The following is a 15,115-nucleotide window of genomic DNA, read 5'->3' as shown; positions in this document are numbered from 1 at the left end:
TGCCGACGCGCCGGTCGCCTGTTATGCCTGCCGCGCCTTGCGGTTGGCGTAGCGCCGGTCGCGTTCGGCCTTGCGAGCGGCCTCGTCCTCGATCACGCGCGAAATGCGGCTCCGGTCAGCGGCCTCGCGTGCCTCGGTCTCGGCTCTAGCAGCGGCTGCGATGGCGGCCTCGCGCTCTGCCGCCTCGGCCTGCAAACGCTCGCGCTCCTCGGCCTTCGCCCGTTCGCGACCAGCGCGCCGTTCCTCGCGGGCCGCAGCGACTGCCTGACGCTCGGCCTGGCGGGCGAGCTGGGTCGGTTCTGCGGCTTCCTTTGCCGCGCGGTAGGCTTCAAGAAGCGCTTTCTTCGCATCGGCAGCGGCGCTGCGACGGTCGGTGAGTTCACTGTTTCTGATGTTTCTCAAGTCTCTCTTCCAGTTGAGGTGTCACCCTGACTGAAGGTCAGGTTTTTCTGACGCGTTTCGAAATGGGGGCGGCAGCACCCGCCAGACGATCTTGCAATTCCTTCGCCAGGCGTGCTTCGCGCAGGCGCGAGGTCTTCTCTTCGCGTGCCTGCACGATGGCGTCGAGTTCCTCGACTGCGCTGCCTCGGGCAAAAAATTGCGATTGCTCCTTGGCAAAGGCAATCTCGGCCCGCTGGCGCGATTTGGTGTGGGTCTCTGTCATGGGGGATCCCGATCTTACAGGCGCGTCGACGGCAGTCACGTCATTCCCGATGTGCAACGCAGTCGCGGGAACGTGCATTCGATGCGCGGAAATAAAAAAGGCCAGGCATATTGCCTGACCTTGATGGGTATCATGCTCTCGGCAGTGCCAGTACATCCGTGGTCAAGGGAGAGCCGATACCGATTCAGGCCGCCTGAAGGTTGCAGGCCGACATCTTGCCCGACTTGTTGTCGCGCTCCATGTCGTAGGAGACTTTCTGGCCTTCGACGATTTCGCGCATGCCAGCGCGTTCGACGGCGGAGATGTGGACGAAGGCGTCCGGGCCGCCGTTGTCAGGCTGAATGAAGCCGAAGCCCTTGGTGGAATTAAACCATTTAACTGTGCCGGTGGTCATGAAGAACCCTCTCATAGCATATTGAACGACCGCGACGCGGGAGCGCTGCGGATGGTGATAGCGATTTTTGAAAGGAAGGTTCGTTCAGGGCGCAGTTGCTAGATGCGCGGTAACCAAAGCTTAGCAAGCAAATATCGATTTGTCAGAGATAGAGGTAAAGTATTGCAATGTCAACCTTTGGTTTTTTCTTGCCGATTTTTGCCAATTTTGCGGGAGCTGTGACGCTCCAATTCGGACTCAATATTTGACCATGGCGATATGTGTATTTTGCGACGTGGGCGCAGGTGTAACCGTTTGGTTGCCTACACAAATTTCTGCTTGATCCAAATATGGGCGCAGGAATTATGCTCTCTGCCGAGCCGCGGCCGATGTCTGCTTTTCATGGCAGCGAAATCCGCCTTGGCAACTGGTGTTGCCAAGGGGGCGGCTCCAGAATTTTCGTGTTGGTTGCGGCAAAGCCAAGCTTTGAAGGCGTGAACTCAGATCGTCGCGGCGGCGGCCTCGGCGATATCCTGCATCCCGACATGGGCGGAAGGGCCGACGAGCACGAAGGAGGCGCCACCTCTCTGCCAGGAGACCATGCCGAGATCATCGCGGATGCTCTCGTCAAAATCGTTCGACTGCGGGCCGGTGGTATTCTTGAGGAAGCAGATCGCGAAGATCTCGCCCTCAGTGCTGCGGTAAACGAGCTGTGCCACGGGTTTGCCGTTCGCCACCAGCAGACGGGCGCCTTCGAAGGTCAGGCCCTTGCCGCCAAGCTGCGGAATCTTGAAGGGAACGCCGACGCTGGACGCAAGCCAGGTCTCGATCTTGGGGGCCTCGGAGGCGGGAACCTCGACGAGATGCTCTTTCTGGCGCGAATAGACGCGGTGGTAGTCGGCGATATCGTCCAGCCAACCGCGCGCCGCTGCCACTTCGGCCGGTTCGCCCACATTGTTTGCCGTGCCGATGACGAAGCCGGCCGAACCGCCGAGCAGCATCAGTGCAACCGATGCGGCAAGCACGCGCGGCCAGATGCGCACGTTTCTGACGTTGGCGGCTGTCGCCGTCACGCGTTCGGTTTTGGGGCTGACACCGGGACCCTGCTTGATCTGTCGCACCAGGGCCAGCGGCACGGGATCGTGCAGAAAATCCTCAAAAGCCGTATCGCCGAAGCTGCTGCCGGCTTTCAGCTTTTCGAACAAAGCCTTGGCGTCGTCGTCGCGGGCGAGAAGCGCGTCGAGTTCATTTCGTTCCGCTTCGCCGATCTCACCGTCGATATAGGCGGATAGGCGAACTTCGAGTGCGTGACCCTTTGTCTGTTGCAACGGTCAGGCCCTCCTTTCGGTATTCTCGGAGATCATGGCGGCAAGCCTGAGGCGCGCCGTCGACAGCCTGCTCATGACAGTGCCGATCGGAATGCCGAGGATGTCGGCCGTCTCGCGGTAGCTATGGCCTTCGACGTTGACCAGCAGGAACACGCTCGCCAGGCCCTCGGGCATCGAGAGGATCATCTTCTGCAACTGGTTGGCGTAGACGGCCTTTTCGGCCGAAGCCTCGATGCTGAGCTCGTCCTGGCCGAGCGCATCGACCGTGCCGCTGCCGGCGCGGACCTTGCGCTTGCGAATCTCGTCGACCCAGAGGTTGCGCGTCATCGCGTAGACCCAGCTTTCCAGCCGGCCCTCTCCGTTCCACAGGTGGCTGCGCGTGATCGCGCGCTCGCAGGCTTCCTGGACGAGGTCGTCGGCATCATTGGCGTTGCGCGTCAGCGTCATCGCGAACCGACGCAATTTGGGCAGGAGGCTGACCAAGTCGCGTCTGAAGTCCTTCGTTTCTGCCGCTGGACGCATTGCTCTTCCAAATGAAACGTGCCGGATCGTGCATTTATTCGCGGTGCGAGGCACGAGCCGGATGATATGAAACATTTGCCCCTTAGTCTGCAAGGGAAGTGCCGGAACGGAAAGCAAATTCTGCTGCTTCATAGCGTCTTTTCCCAAAAAGCTTTTGCTTGCCGGCCGCCGTTAACCAAGGGCTTCGTTACCGTAAACTGCACCCGCGCCCCGAGATCGCGTCAAAGTTCGGCCCGAATCTGGCCGGACCTCATCGCACAACTGCAAGTCGATGTCGGGGACACGCCAATGAACGCACAGCATCGTAGCAAGAGAATGAATGCCGCCCGGATCGGGGGCGGCCGATGGGGCCGAGCCCAGCTTCGACGAGGAGCCATGGCTATGCGCATTGGTGCGGTGGTTCCGCTGCTTGCGGGGCTTGCCGCATGCCAGAGCGCTCAGGTCATGGAAACCGGATCGCTATCGTCCTACAAGGATTTCGTCGCCAGCGACGGGATGGTGACCAAGACGAAGTATCGGGTGGATGCCGCCTCGACCAAGAACGTGAAGACGGTGCACGTGATCCCGACGACCTTCGCTTCCAATGCCGATCTCGACAAGCTTGGAGATCCGCAGAAGAAACTGGTGGCGACGGCGATCGACCGGTCGCTCTGCGAAGCACTGAGTGCGCAGTTCGATATCGTGCCGATATCGAAGCCGGCGGATATGGCCGTGCGCTCCGTGATCAGCAAGGTCAAATCGACAAATGCCGTTGTTGCGGGCGTGTCGACCGTCACCTCGGCGGTCGCTCCCGTTCCGGTTCCGCGCATTCCGATCGGTCTCGGAAGTCTCGCAGTCGAGGCGGAGGCTTTCGACGCGCGGGGCAAGCAGATCGCCGGGCTGACATGGGCGCGCGGTGCCAACATCCTCACCAATGGTTCCCGCGCATCGACGGCAGCCGACGCCTTTGAGCTTGCCGGAGATTTTTCGGGCGATTTCAGTGCGTTGCTGGAAAAATCGGGTGACCCGATGAAATCCGATTTCGAACTGCCTTCGATGAAGAACGTCAAGAACAGCGTCGCCTATGCGGTGACCGGCAAGCCCTCAGATCCCGATTGTGCTGTTTTCGGGAAAGGATCCGGTCTCGGCGGCATCGCCGGTGGTGCTCTCGGTCTGCCGCCGGAATGGTCGGAGAAGAAGAACGAGAGCGCGCCCATTGCAAGCGGCAGCAGCGGGGGCGCAAAGAAGGGATAGACAGCCAATGCCGGCGCGTCTCTTGCGCGCTCGGCGCTCTGTCGTTTGGCGCTGCGATCGAGGCGGCGCCGGGCGCCGCCCCGTGCTCCCGTCGGGTCAGTACTGGCGGACGCCGCCAAGCGATTGCAGCAACGCGCGGTAGGCCCAGGTGTTCTCTCCGCCACGATCGCGGATCTCGACGAGCTGTACGCGTGCTTCCTCGACGTGTCCCTGTTCGATCAGCGCCTGGCCCATGTAGGAGCGCGCGAGAATGTAGTTCTCGTCGGCCTGGAGCGCGCGCTTGTAGTACTGCATGCCGAGTTCCATGCGGCCGGCCTTGCGGTTGGAATAGCCGAGATAGTTGAGGACGCGGGCGCTCTTCTGGTCCTTGACCGCGCCGAGTACCTTGATGGAATTTTCATACTGGCCGGCATAGGCGAGCTCGCGGGCGGCCTGGAACAGGATATCGTCGCTGAGGTCGCTTTTCTTGGCGTTGACGCAGGCATTCTTCTTTGCGTCCCACACCTTGCCATCCGTGCATTCGCTGGTCGTCTTGGTCTTCTTGGGCGGTTCGCTGGTGTCTTCGCCGGCTGCCATCACGGCCTGCGCCATGAAGCTGGTTGCGCCGGCCACAATCAGGGCGCCAAGCAGGGCCTTTCGGTACATCATGCCATCTCCCGTTCTTCGCGCATGCCCTTGAAAGCCCGCGCGTCGTTTCAAAATGATCGCGTGTCCTTGACGCTCCGAAAGGAGGTGAGCCGCCGTCGGGCGGCTTCAGCCACGAAGCATGCCAGAAGACAATGCACACCACCAGCGGGCGGCGCACGACTGGGGTATGACGCATGAATGCGGGAAAATATTCGCCGGGCGATGAATATTCTGCGAAGTGGCCCGCCTGACGGCTTCAGAAACGCGTCGTTTCGGCGAGTGTCACCGTCGTTGCATCGCCGTTCAGCGCATAGCGTTCGCGCGTCAGCTGCCAATTGCCCGGCTCGCCGGTGATGGTGAAGAGGTTATAGGCTGCTGGCGGCTTGTGGCCGCCCGGGCCTTGCGAGGCCGAGGCGATGCCAACGACCGGGACCGGTGCATTCTGGCCCTTCAGCCAGTAGACGGTGTTGAGATGGGTGTGGCCATGGATCACGAGCTCCGCACCGCCCGAGGAAATCGTCGCGGCGAAACGGCGGATGCCGATCATGCGCTTGTGCATCGAGGCCGCGCCGCGGATCGGCGGGTGGTGGATCATGACGATGCGAAAGAGGCCCGCTTCGCCGGCGGCCCGCAGCATGTTGACGGTCGCGCGTGCCTGCCGCTGGCCGAAATAGCCGCTTGCGGCAAAGGGGGGCGTTGCGACAGCGGTCGAGCAGCCGATCAGCGCGACCGGTCCGCGCACCCGCATATAGGGAAAGCAACGGTGCCGGTCGTGCCAATGAGCCGGCGCATCGTCGCCCCGCATGTAGGGATACCAGGCACGGGTGGTCTTTTCGTAGGCGCCCGGCACATAGGCGTCATGGTTGCCCGGAACGATGGAAATGTTCTCCGGCTTGCCGGCATCCGTCAGCCATTCGGTCACTGCCTTGATCTCAAGCGAAGACGCGAGGTTCACGAGATCGCCTGTCATCGCCAGATGGTCAGGATCCTTCTTCTCGATATCCGCCAGCAGCGTGTCGAGCGTGCCGGTAAAGAGATGCCGGCTGCGGTTGCGGTGCCAGTTGACGAAACCGGTGATGCGCTTCGACGCGAGCTCCCTTAAGGACAATTCGGGCAGGGGCCCGAGATGGACATCGGAGATATGGGCAAGTTTGAACATCGCCCCCGTCTAGCGCATATTCCGGCCGAGGGGAATCAGGTCGCCCGATGAATCGCGTGCGGGCCGAAAACATGGGAAGGACGAGACGACTGAACGAGGAACGGCCACCGGAGATGCGGCGCTGGTATCTCCGGCTCCTGATGCGGCTCGCGCATGGCTATTACGCCCTTGCGCGCGGCATGACGATCGGCGTTCGCGCTGCCTGTTTCGATGACGAGGGCCGGGTTTTTCTCGTGCGCCATTCCTATCTGCCGGGCTGGCACCTGCCGGGTGGGGGGCTCGATCGCGACGAAGCCTCGATTAACGGGCTGCTGCGGGAGCTGCGCGAAGAGGGAAACCTGGAGGCAACGGCGCCGCCGGTGCTCATCCAGGTCTACTACAACAGGCGCACGAGCCGCCGCGACCATGTCGTCTTCTACCGCTGCGACGGCGTCAGGCAGACCACGCCGAAGACACCGGATCTGGAGATCGCCGCGAGCGGCTTCTTCACGCTCGATGCGCTGCCGGAGGATACCACGCCGGCGACGCGTCGCCGGCTTGCGGAACTCGCCGGCAGCGCTGCCTTCGACATTCACTGGTAGAGGCGGTCCAGCCGCTCGAACAATCGGTCTACAGCCTCTCGCGTCCGTGCGGGGAGGTGAGGTCGAGCACCGGACCCACTGGCACGACGCCGGTCGGGTTGATGGTCGTGTGGCTGCGGTAGTAGTGCTCCTTGATGTGGCGCATATCGACGGTCTCGGCCACGCCCGGGACCTGGTAAAGCTCCCGGAGGTAACCTTGCAGGTTCGGATAGTCGGCGATCCGACGGATGTTGCACTTGAAGTGGCCGACATAGACCGGATCGAAACGCACCAGCGTGGTGAACAGGCGCCAGTCGGCCTCGGTGAGGCGGCTGCCGGTCAGATAGCGATGCGACGCGAGGCGTTCTTCCAGCTTGTCGAGCCGGGAAAAGAGCGCGGTGACGCTCTCCTCGTAGGCGGCCTGCGTGGTGGCAAAGCCCGCCTTGTAAACCCCGTTGTTGACGTCGTTGTAGACGTCGGCATTCAACGCATCGATTTCGGCGCGCAGTTCTTCCGGGTAGAAGTCGGTCGTCGAGCCGGTCAGCCCGTCGAAGGCGGAATTGAACATGCGGATGATCTCGGAGGATTCGTTCGAGACGATGGTGTTTTGCTGCTTGTCCCAGAGAATCGGTACGGTCACGCGGCCGGAATAGTGGGCATCGGCGCGGGTATAGATCTGCCACAGCGCCTTCGATCCGAAGAGATGGTCGCCAGTGCCGATGCCGCCGTCCTTGAACTCCCAGCCCTGGGCGAGCATGAGCGGATCGACGACCGAAACGGAAATGAGGTCCTCCAGCTTCTTCAGCTTGCGGAAGATCAGCGTGCGGTGCGCCCAGGGGCAGGCGAGCGAAACATAGAGATGATAGCGACCGGCCTCCGCCTTGAAACCGCCGTCGCCGCTAGGTCCCGCGGATCCGTCTGCCGTGACCCAGTTGCGAAACTGCGAAGCGCTGCGCTTGAAATGGCCGTTCGTTGCGACGGTATCGTACCAGACGTCCTGCCAGACGCCGTCCACTAATCTACCCATCTTGAAATCTCCTTCGTGATCCTTGCGCTCATAGATAGCGCTTCCAGCGGCGTCCGATAGATGGCGAAATCCGAACAGTGCGTTTTAGACTTTGACAGCGGGCATTTTTCTGATATCGGCGATCTCACAACTTTTTTCGTGTTGGAAGAAACCGCACTGATGATGTTCTCGGGAAACCTGCGACGACGCTGATGCTGCCAACGCCCGCTTCGGGCGAAGCCATCCCTATGTCTGTTCGCATGCCTGGTTTCTCGATCCCATGAAAAAGCACGATCTCGTCTACCTGACCGAAGACGCGTCCCATGACGCAGCCATCGAAATCATCAATGAAGAAGCCTTCGGCCCCGGCCGGTTTGCCCGGGCGGCCGCGCGCATCCGCGAGCAAGGGCCGCATGATCGGTCGCTGTCCTTCATCTGTGCCGACAACGGCGAGACCATCGCTTCGGTCAGGATGACGCCTGTGATGGCAGGATCGATCAAGGGCCATCTGCTTGGGCCGCTGGCCGTACGGCCGTCGCACAAGAACATGGGTATCGGCCGGGAGCTCGTGCGCATCGCCGTCGAAGCGGCGCGGCGGCAGGGTTCGGAGGCGGTGATCCTCGTTGGCGATCCGCCCTATTATCAGCCGCTCGGTTTCGAGAAGGTGCGCTACGGTGCGCTCGAATTTCCGGGACCGGTCGATCCCGCCCGCGTGCTCGTCGTGCCGATGGCCGAGGGCGTGCATGCTGGCCTTGCCGGCACCATCGGCTGGCGGGACGATGCGGTGGCATCCGCCGTGCCGCTCGAGCTGCAGCTCGCGGTCTGAGACCAGAGCATCCCGCTTTCAGGTGGAAGGATGCTCTAGATCCAAAGTGCTAGAGCGTCCTTTGTGCGTTCAATTGAACGCACCGCGTTCTAGCTGGCGGCGAGCGATTTCTTCAGGAAGACCCGGGTGCGGCCGATGGGGAAATCGGCCAGTTCACCGAAGGCCCGGTAACCCTGGCGTTCGTAGGCGCGCCGGGCCTGCGGGTTGAAGGTATCGATCCAGGCACTGTGGCAGCCGCGGCGTCGAGCTTCGTCTTCCGCCGCCTGAAGCAGCTTGCCGGCAAGGCCCTGGCCACGAAGATCCTCCGGCAGCCACAGCCACTGCACGAAGAGCCAGCCCCAGCCGGTGTAGCCGTTCAAGCCACCGCGTTGCCCCTTCGCCTGGGGACCGCCGACGAGAATGGCGAGCGGTCGCCGCTCCGACGGGCCGACATCGGCGGCATTGAAGGCCGTGAGGCCATTGCCGATCGCTTCCAGCGCCTCGGCCGGAGGCGCGTCCGTTACCTCGAACATCGAAAACCTTTCACGCACGGCGCATGCTGAAGACGTCGAGGCGATCCTCGCCCACGTCCTTTTCATCGAGCCGCCAGCCGAGGCGCTCGTAGAAGGCGCGCTTGCCGGGAAGGGCGCAGAGATGCACGGCCTCCGCGCCGGAATCGAGCGCCGCACGGGCGGCCTTCAGCACGATGTCGCCGCCGATGCCGGTGCCGCGGAACGGCGGGTCGACCCAGACGGCCGCCACCCAAGGGGTGAGATCCGGCCGCTCCTCGAGGTCCGAGGCGATCACCGAGGCGGTGCCGACGAAGCGATCTCCGGCGTGCGCCACCAGGCAAAGGGATTCTGCATCTTCGGTGAGGCTCTCCTGCAGCAGGCAGGTAATATGGCTCAGAGGAAAGCCCTGCGGTTCCCACCAGGCGCGCCAGATGCGGTCGGCCACGGCATCGAAGAAATGTGGTGTGTCGCGAAGGTCGCTGACGACGACGGTCCGTTCGGTCATCGTCCCTCGCGATACCAGGTGGCGGAGATCAGGAAGAGCAGTGCCGCAAGCCCGAGGAGGCCGGTAAACAGCGGCAGCGAGTTGATGCCCTTCAGCACGGTTTCGTCGGTCATGCGGATCGAGAGGCGCTGGTCGTCGGCCGAGCGTATCGAGCCCCTGACCGGCAGGACCGTGGGCAGATCGAGCGGCCCGTCGGCGCTTGCGAGACGCCGCACCAGTCCCTTGGTCTTCTCCGCCCACGGGCGCAACTTGTCCTCGGTCGAGATCGCCGCCTTGAACTCGGGCGCATTGGGATCGCCGACATGGGCAAGGGCCGTGAGTTCACCATTGGCCATCTCGAACAGACCGGTCTCGGTCGTGGCGAGTTCTGCCGAATAGAGACCCGGCTGGCGCTCCGTCAACTTCACGTCCTGCTTTTGACCCGAGGGTGAGACGAGCGAAACGGGACCCGGGTCGCCGTCGATCGTCTGACGGGTGATTTCCAGCGTGCGGCCCCGGGCGCGTGCCGTCAGCGCCTCTTCCTCGAGCGAGGGCTCCTGCATCAGCCAATGGGCGGTGCGGCGATAGAGCGAGACATGCGGACCGCCGCCTTCGAAGCCGCGAGCCCAAAGCCAGCCCTGGTCGGAGAGCAACATGGCAACGCGGCCCTTGCCCACACGGTTGAGCACGAGCAACGGCTTGCCATCGGCTGCTTCCATCACCGTATTGCCCTCAGGCCTGTCGACATCGACCGTGCGGAACCAGCGGCCCCAGTGCGGCGGCTCGCTATCGGAGCCTTCGAGGCCGCGGGTTACCGGATGTTTCTTCCCTTCCTCCGACAGGCGGGGGAAGAAGGCCTTCTCGTTCATCACACCCGTGGGCGCGGCCGGAAGCACGGCCGAGAGCGGCGTTGCGGCGATCGAATCGTCGCCGGCATGTTCCGGCCCGGCGGCAATCAGAAGCGCGCCGCCGTTCTCCACATATTGCGCGATGTTGTCGTAGTAGAGGATCGGCAGCAGGCCGCGATGCTGGTAGCGGTCGAGGATGATCAGGTCGAACTCGTTGATCTTGTCGACGAACAGCTCACGCGTCGGGAAGGCGATCAGCGACAGTTCGTTGATCGGCGTACCGTCCTGCTTTTCCTGCGGACGCAGAATGGTGAAGTGCACGAGATCGACCGCGGCGTCGGATTTCAGAAGGTTGCGCCAGGCACGCTCACCGGCGTGGGGTTCACCGGACACAAGCAGCACGCGCAGGTTCTCGCGAATGCCGTCGAGCACGTGGACCGCACGGTTGTTGGTCGTGGTCACTTCGCCCGGAACCGCATCCACCGCAAATTCGAGCACGTTGTTGCCGCCGCGCGTAACCTTGAAGCTGAAGGGAACGTCGGTGCCCGGCTCGGCCCGTTCCCGGGCGATTTCGTTGCCGTTGAGGCGGATGCTGACTTCCGCGGTCCCGCCGGGTGCGGCGCCGTCGTCGACAACCCGGAACGAGAGCTTCTGCTCTTCGCCGACGATGCCGAAGCGCGGGGGATTGATGAGCTCGACGCGCCGGTCGAACTCATCAGGCTTGCCGGTGATCAGGCCATGAACCGGGGCGTCGAAACCCAGTTTGCGGCTGACGTCGGGCACGTCGTGGATCTGGCCATCGGTCACGAAGATGGCGCCGCCGATGCGCGCTGGCGGAACATCGGAGAGCGCTGTCGCGAGTGTGGTGAAGAGGTTGGTCGCCGGCGAGACGCTCGCCGGATCGGACTTGGCCTCGACGATGCGCGGCTCGATGAGCGGTATCGCCGCCAGTCGCGCCTTCAGGCCCTCGATCGCACGATCGGTCTGCTCGGTGCGGTCGCCATTCTGCTGGCTCTGGCTGCGGTCAACGACGATCGCGACGATCGTCGAGAGCGGGTCACGCAGTTCGACGAAGATGGAAGGATTGGCGATCGCCAAGGCGAGTGCGGCCAAGGCGAGGGCGCGCAGCCAGGCGCCGCGTATCTTTCGCCATAGGCCGTAGCCGATGAACAGCGCCGCGACGACCAGAAGCGGCACGAAGAACATCAGTGGAAGCAGCGGAGCAAAACCATAAGTCATCGATCAGCCCTCACTGCCCAAGCCTCTGGAGGAGGTCCGGCACATGAACCTGATCGGACTTATAGTTGCCGGTCAGCATGTACATCATGATGTTGACGCCCGCCCGATAGGCGTATTCGCGCTGCATTTCGTCCGGCGGTACCGTCGGCAGAAGCGGCGCGCCGTTGGCGTCGACAGCCCAGGCGCCGGCAAAGTCGTTGCCGGTGATCATGATCGGCGTGACGCCATCGCCGCCGCGCACCGGTCGGTTGCTCTGCTCCTCGGCGTCATGGGGGGCGGCTTCCACCCACAACTGGCTCTCGGTGTAACGCCCGGGAAAATTCGAAAGTAGGTAGAAGGCCTTTGTCAGCACGTGGTCGGAGGGCACCGGTTCCAGCGGCGGAATGTCGAGGCCGTTCAGCATCTCCTGCAGCCGCTGCACATTGGGGCTGTCGCCCGCCGCCGAAGGCGTGAGCGAGGAGAACTGGTCGCGCGTGTCGAAGAGCACGGTCCCGCCATTGCGCATATAGGCGTCGATCCGGCTCATCACTCTGCTGCTCGGCATCGGCGCCGTGGCGGATACCGGCCAATAGATGATCGGGTAGAACGCCAGCTCGTCCTGTTCCAGATCGACGCCAACGGGGGCGCCCGGTTCCAGGGCTGTGCGATAGGTCAGGTAGTTGCTGAGGCCCAGGAGGCCCTGTTCCGACAATCGATCGACCTCGGCCTCGCCGGTGATGACATAGGCGAGGTGGGTCGTGTCGAGGCGTTGCAGTGTCTGCGCGTCGCTTGGCTGGCTATCCTGCGCGTGAACAATCGTGGGTGCCAGGGCAGCAAGGCCAAGGGTGGCAAGGCCAAGGGTTGCAAGCACGGCTGCCGTGGCGGCGCCGCCGGCAGCGCGGCGGCGCAATCCTGTGAGGCCGCCCGCCATGGAAAGCACGATCAACGTGTCGATCAGGAAAAGCATCAGCGCGAGCCCGAAGAGATAGGGCCGGATCGAGAACGGGCGCACGCCTTCCAGCCCTTCCGCGCGTTCGCTGACGAGACTGCCTCTGATCGGAGCGATGCTGCCGCCATCGGGGAGAAGATTGTTGGCAACGAAACCCTCTTCAGAGCCGTAGAGGCCGGGCGGTGTGTCTGCGGAAACAATCGGCGCAACTCCGGGGGCGATCTCAAGCGGCCGGGCGCTGCCCGTCTCGGTGGTCAGTTCGCCCCGGGCGTTTACCAGGCGATAGGGCGGCAGGGTCTGCGCCTTGCTTGTCTGGTCACCGGCAATGCCGCCGGCACGTGAAAGCTGGATGGACCGGCGCAGCATGTCGACGAAGGAGCCTGAAATCGGCAGGTTCGACCAGCCCGGGTCGGCGCTCACGTGGAAGAGCACGATGCGTCCACGTCCGCGTTCGGCTGTCGTGACCAGCGGCGTGCCATCGGCGAGGTTGGCCCAGGTCCGTTCGGCAAGGTCCGGTGTCGGCTGCGCCAGAACCTGGCGTTTGACAAGGACATCGCGCGGATGCTCGAGACCGGCAAAGGGGCTGGAAGATGGGTAGTCGGCAAGCGGCTGCGGCTCTGACCAGGAGAGCGCGCCGTCGAGGGACCGTTCGCCCTGCCTGAGCATGACGGGGACGAGCGGGTCGTCGGCAGGCGCGCCGGCCAGCCTCGGGCCGGCAAAGCGAACGAGCATGCCGCCATTCTCCAGCCAGCGCGTCACCAGCGGATAGCTTTCGTCCGGCAACCGGCCGACGTCGGCCATGACCAGGATCGACGGATTTTGAGCGAGAAGTTCGGCAATCGCCTTGCCGATCGCTTCCTCTCGCGGCTCGATCAGGTCGGCGTGAGGTTCGAGCGCCCGCTTGATGTAATAGAGCGGTGAAAGCAGCGGCTGCGACTGGTGAACCTCGCCGCTCAGCAGCGCCACGCGACGACGGCGATTGCCATCGTCGAGCAGGTGGATGCCGCCGGCTGTCGCCTGGCCCTCGATCGTCAGACGTGCGAAATCGTTGCGCAGCTCGAAGGGGGCCCTCAACAGGGCATTCGCTGCCGTGGCGCCTGAGGCGAAGCGGAGTTCGCCTTCGGCAATGGCGGTGCCGCGCGCGTCGCGGGCAAAGACGTAATAGGCGCGTGGCTCGCCAAGCGGCAGCCGCGATGCCGTGACCCGCATGCCTTCGTTTTCGTTGGTCGCGGATGTCAGCGCGATGGCGCTTTCCGCATTGCCTTCGATCCGGCGGACGTTGGCCGCGCCGATCTCCGCGACTTGGCGCATCGTCTGACCGTCCCCAGCCTCGATCCCGTCACTGAGGAACGCAAGCGTGCCAGGCGGCGAGTTCGCGAGGGCGGCTTTCATGGCGGCAAGCGCCCGATCGCGCGCGGCCGGCAGCGGTTGCGGCTGCGCCGCGGCCAGCCGGTCTCGCGCGGTGGTGGCGGAAGCCGGGGTCGCATCGTGCTGTCGATCGGTCGTGAAGACGATCGAAACCGGCAGATCCTTCGCCTCCGCATCGTCGATGAGCGCATTGGCGGCCTCGACCCGCCGATCCCAATCGGAGACCGTCGCCCAGCTGTTGTCGATGACGAGCGCCAGCGGGCCAGCGGAGGAAAGCGTGTTCTGCCGCGGGTTGAACACCGGATCGGCGATCGCCAGGATCACCGCCGCGGCCATCAGCATGCGCAGCAGCGTCAGCCACCAGGGGCTTTGCGCCGGGGTTTCCTCGCGCTTCATCACGGACGCCAGGATGCGCAGCGGCGGGAAGACTTCGGCCGCGGGCCTTGGCGGCGTCATGCGCAGCAGCCACCAGATGACGGGCAGGGCAACGAGGGCGGCGAGGATGGCGGGATTGGTGAACAGGAAGGGCAAGCTGCTCATAGCTGGCCCCCGTGCGTCGCGCGTCCCGGCATGCCGGAGAGATAGGTATGCACGGCGACGAGCGCCTCCGAGGCGGGCCGGTCGGTTCTGTGCGGGGTGAAGGTCCAGCCGAGGTGGCGGAGCGTCACGCCCAGGCTGTCGCGGCGGCCGACATAGGCGCGCTGATAGTCCTCGCGCAGCACTTCGGCGCGGCCGGCCGTCAACTTCTCGCCGGTCTCCGGGTCGGTGAATTCGGTGCGGCCGCTATAGGGAAACACCTCTTCCGCAGGGTCGGCGATCTCGACCACATGGCCGCGCAAACCCCGGCGTGCCAGCGGGCCGAGGCGGTCCATGATCTTTTCCGCCGGATCGAGAAAATCGCCGATCAGCACGAGATCGCTGGCGCTGCGGATCATCCCGGTATTGGGGAGGCCTTCCGCAAGCGGGCTCAGCATGATTGCGGTCGCCAGCCGTTCGGCGGCATTGCGGGCCGAGATCGGCTCCATGATGCCGGGGCAGCCGATGCGTTCGCCAGAGCGCGCGAGGATCTCGGCGAGCGCCAGCATCAGCACGAGCGCGCGGCTCTCCTTGGAGACGGCGCCGATCCTCGACTTGTACATCATCGACGGGGAAAGATCCGCCCACAGCCAGATGGTGTGCGCGGCCTCCCATTCGCGGTCGCGGACATAGGTGTGGTCGTCGCGCGCCGAGCGGCGCCAGTCGATGCGCGACAGGCTCTCGCCGTCGCTGTAGGGCCGGAACTGCCAGAAATTCTCGCCAATGCCGCGCTTGCGCCGGCCATGCCAGCCGGAAATCACGGTATTGGCGATCCGCCGTGCTTCGACCAGGCAATCGGGAACGAGCATGGCGCGCTGTTGCGCGCGGGAAAGTACTTCACCAGCAGGAGTACGCGAGACTATGTGCCCGACGGTGGCCATTC

Annotated in this window: 16 protein-coding genes; 3 read left to right on the top strand and 13 right to left on the bottom strand. The window is 63.9% G+C overall.

All coding sequences use genetic code 11. From position 1 onward, the window contains the following. Nucleotides 1-21: 21 nt before the first annotated feature. From IB265_RS12060 to IB265_RS12040, 5 genes are all read right to left on the bottom strand, one after another. Nucleotides 22-402 carry a DUF6481 family protein gene (locus IB265_RS12060; protein ID WP_057253069.1) on the bottom strand — a complete coding sequence of 127 codons (381 nt, stop codon included), beginning with the start codon at nucleotides 400-402 and terminating at the stop codon, nucleotides 22-24. Between the two features lie 37 nt (nucleotides 403-439). Then, nucleotides 440-664, bottom strand: coding sequence for a hypothetical protein (locus IB265_RS12055; protein ID WP_057253071.1), 225 nt, complete (start codon nucleotides 662-664; stop codon nucleotides 440-442). A 184-nt stretch (nucleotides 665-848) separates the two neighbouring features. Next, entirely contained in the window at nucleotides 849-1,058 is a 210-nt protein-coding gene (locus IB265_RS12050) for a cold-shock protein (protein ID WP_053248201.1), read from the bottom strand. A 479-nt stretch (nucleotides 1,059-1,537) separates the two neighbouring features. Beyond that, nucleotides 1,538-2,365 carry an anti-sigma factor gene (locus tag IB265_RS12045; RefSeq protein WP_057253074.1) on the bottom strand — a complete coding sequence of 276 codons (828 nt, stop codon included), beginning with the start codon at nucleotides 2,363-2,365 and terminating at the stop codon, nucleotides 1,538-1,540. A gap of 3 nt (nucleotides 2,366-2,368) precedes the next feature. Beyond that, nucleotides 2,369-2,887, bottom strand: a complete 519-nt coding sequence (locus IB265_RS12040; RefSeq protein ID WP_057253076.1) for an RNA polymerase sigma factor — start codon at nucleotides 2,885-2,887, stop codon at nucleotides 2,369-2,371. 375 nt (nucleotides 2,888-3,262) lie between these two features. Here IB265_RS12040 and IB265_RS12035 point away from each other — a divergent pair, with 375 nt between their 5' ends. After that, a complete protein-coding gene (locus IB265_RS12035; protein ID WP_162261317.1) occupies nucleotides 3,263-4,120 on the top strand; it encodes a DUF3313 domain-containing protein in 858 nt (285 codons plus the stop codon). 96 nt (nucleotides 4,121-4,216) lie between these two features. On the opposite strand, the gene IB265_RS12030 is transcribed toward IB265_RS12035, so the two are convergent. After that, the gene (locus IB265_RS12030; protein WP_057253080.1) at nucleotides 4,217-4,768 is read right to left on the bottom strand and encodes a tetratricopeptide repeat protein; all 552 of its coding nucleotides are present in this window, start codon (nucleotides 4,766-4,768) and stop codon (nucleotides 4,217-4,219) included. Between the two features lie 235 nt (nucleotides 4,769-5,003). Next, on the bottom strand, nucleotides 5,004-5,906 hold the full coding sequence (locus tag IB265_RS12025) for a metallophosphoesterase (RefSeq protein ID WP_057253082.1): 903 nt from the start codon (nucleotides 5,904-5,906) through the stop codon (nucleotides 5,004-5,006). 71 nt (nucleotides 5,907-5,977) lie between these two features. Between IB265_RS12025 and IB265_RS12020 the strand changes: the two genes are divergently transcribed. Beyond that, nucleotides 5,978-6,487 carry an NUDIX domain-containing protein gene (locus IB265_RS12020; RefSeq protein WP_057254327.1) on the top strand — a complete coding sequence of 170 codons (510 nt, stop codon included), beginning with the start codon at nucleotides 5,978-5,980 and terminating at the stop codon, nucleotides 6,485-6,487. A 28-nt stretch (nucleotides 6,488-6,515) separates the two neighbouring features. Here the strand turns inward: IB265_RS12020 and IB265_RS12015 are convergent, their stop codons facing one another. Continuing rightward, a complete protein-coding gene (locus IB265_RS12015) occupies nucleotides 6,516-7,493 on the bottom strand; it encodes a glutathione S-transferase family protein (protein WP_057253083.1) in 978 nt (325 codons plus the stop codon). A gap of 259 nt (nucleotides 7,494-7,752) precedes the next feature. Here IB265_RS12015 and IB265_RS12010 point away from each other — a divergent pair, with 259 nt between their 5' ends. Next, complete coding sequence (locus IB265_RS12010) at nucleotides 7,753-8,298, top strand: GNAT family N-acetyltransferase (protein ID WP_057253085.1); 546 nt, start codon at nucleotides 7,753-7,755, stop codon at nucleotides 8,296-8,298. Nucleotides 8,299-8,387: 89 nt separating this feature from the next. Here IB265_RS12010 and IB265_RS12005 read toward each other — a convergent pair whose 3' ends face one another. From IB265_RS12005 to IB265_RS11985, 5 genes are read right to left on the bottom strand one after another with little or no spacing between them, the layout of a single operon-like run. Then, nucleotides 8,388-8,810: an N-acetyltransferase gene (locus IB265_RS12005; RefSeq protein ID WP_057253087.1), complete on the bottom strand. Its 423-nt coding sequence runs from the start codon at nucleotides 8,808-8,810 to the stop codon at nucleotides 8,388-8,390. Between the two features lie 10 nt (nucleotides 8,811-8,820). After that, on the bottom strand, nucleotides 8,821-9,294 hold the full coding sequence (locus IB265_RS12000; protein WP_057253089.1) for a GNAT family N-acetyltransferase: 474 nt from the start codon (nucleotides 9,292-9,294) through the stop codon (nucleotides 8,821-8,823). Beyond that, nucleotides 9,291-11,360, bottom strand: a complete 2,070-nt coding sequence (locus IB265_RS11995) for a hypothetical protein (protein WP_057253090.1) — start codon at nucleotides 11,358-11,360, stop codon at nucleotides 9,291-9,293. Before IB265_RS11995 ends, IB265_RS12000 begins: the two co-directional genes overlap by 4 nt. 10 nt (nucleotides 11,361-11,370) lie before the next feature. Next, nucleotides 11,371-14,196: a DUF4159 domain-containing protein gene (locus IB265_RS11990; RefSeq protein ID WP_057253092.1), complete on the bottom strand. Its 2,826-nt coding sequence runs from the start codon at nucleotides 14,194-14,196 to the stop codon at nucleotides 11,371-11,373. Then, nucleotides 14,193-15,113 (bottom strand): DUF58 domain-containing protein, encoded by a 921-nt coding sequence (locus tag IB265_RS11985; RefSeq protein ID WP_192494797.1) that lies wholly within the window; start codon nucleotides 15,111-15,113, stop codon nucleotides 14,193-14,195. Before IB265_RS11985 ends, IB265_RS11990 begins: the two co-directional genes overlap by 4 nt. Nucleotides 15,114-15,115 lie beyond the last annotated feature (2 nt).

The sequence above is a fragment of the Ensifer sp. ENS10 genome (assembly GCF_014852025.1).
GTDB lineage: Bacteria > Pseudomonadota > Alphaproteobacteria > Rhizobiales > Rhizobiaceae > Ensifer.
This window is presented reverse-complemented; position numbering and strand designations above follow the sequence as displayed.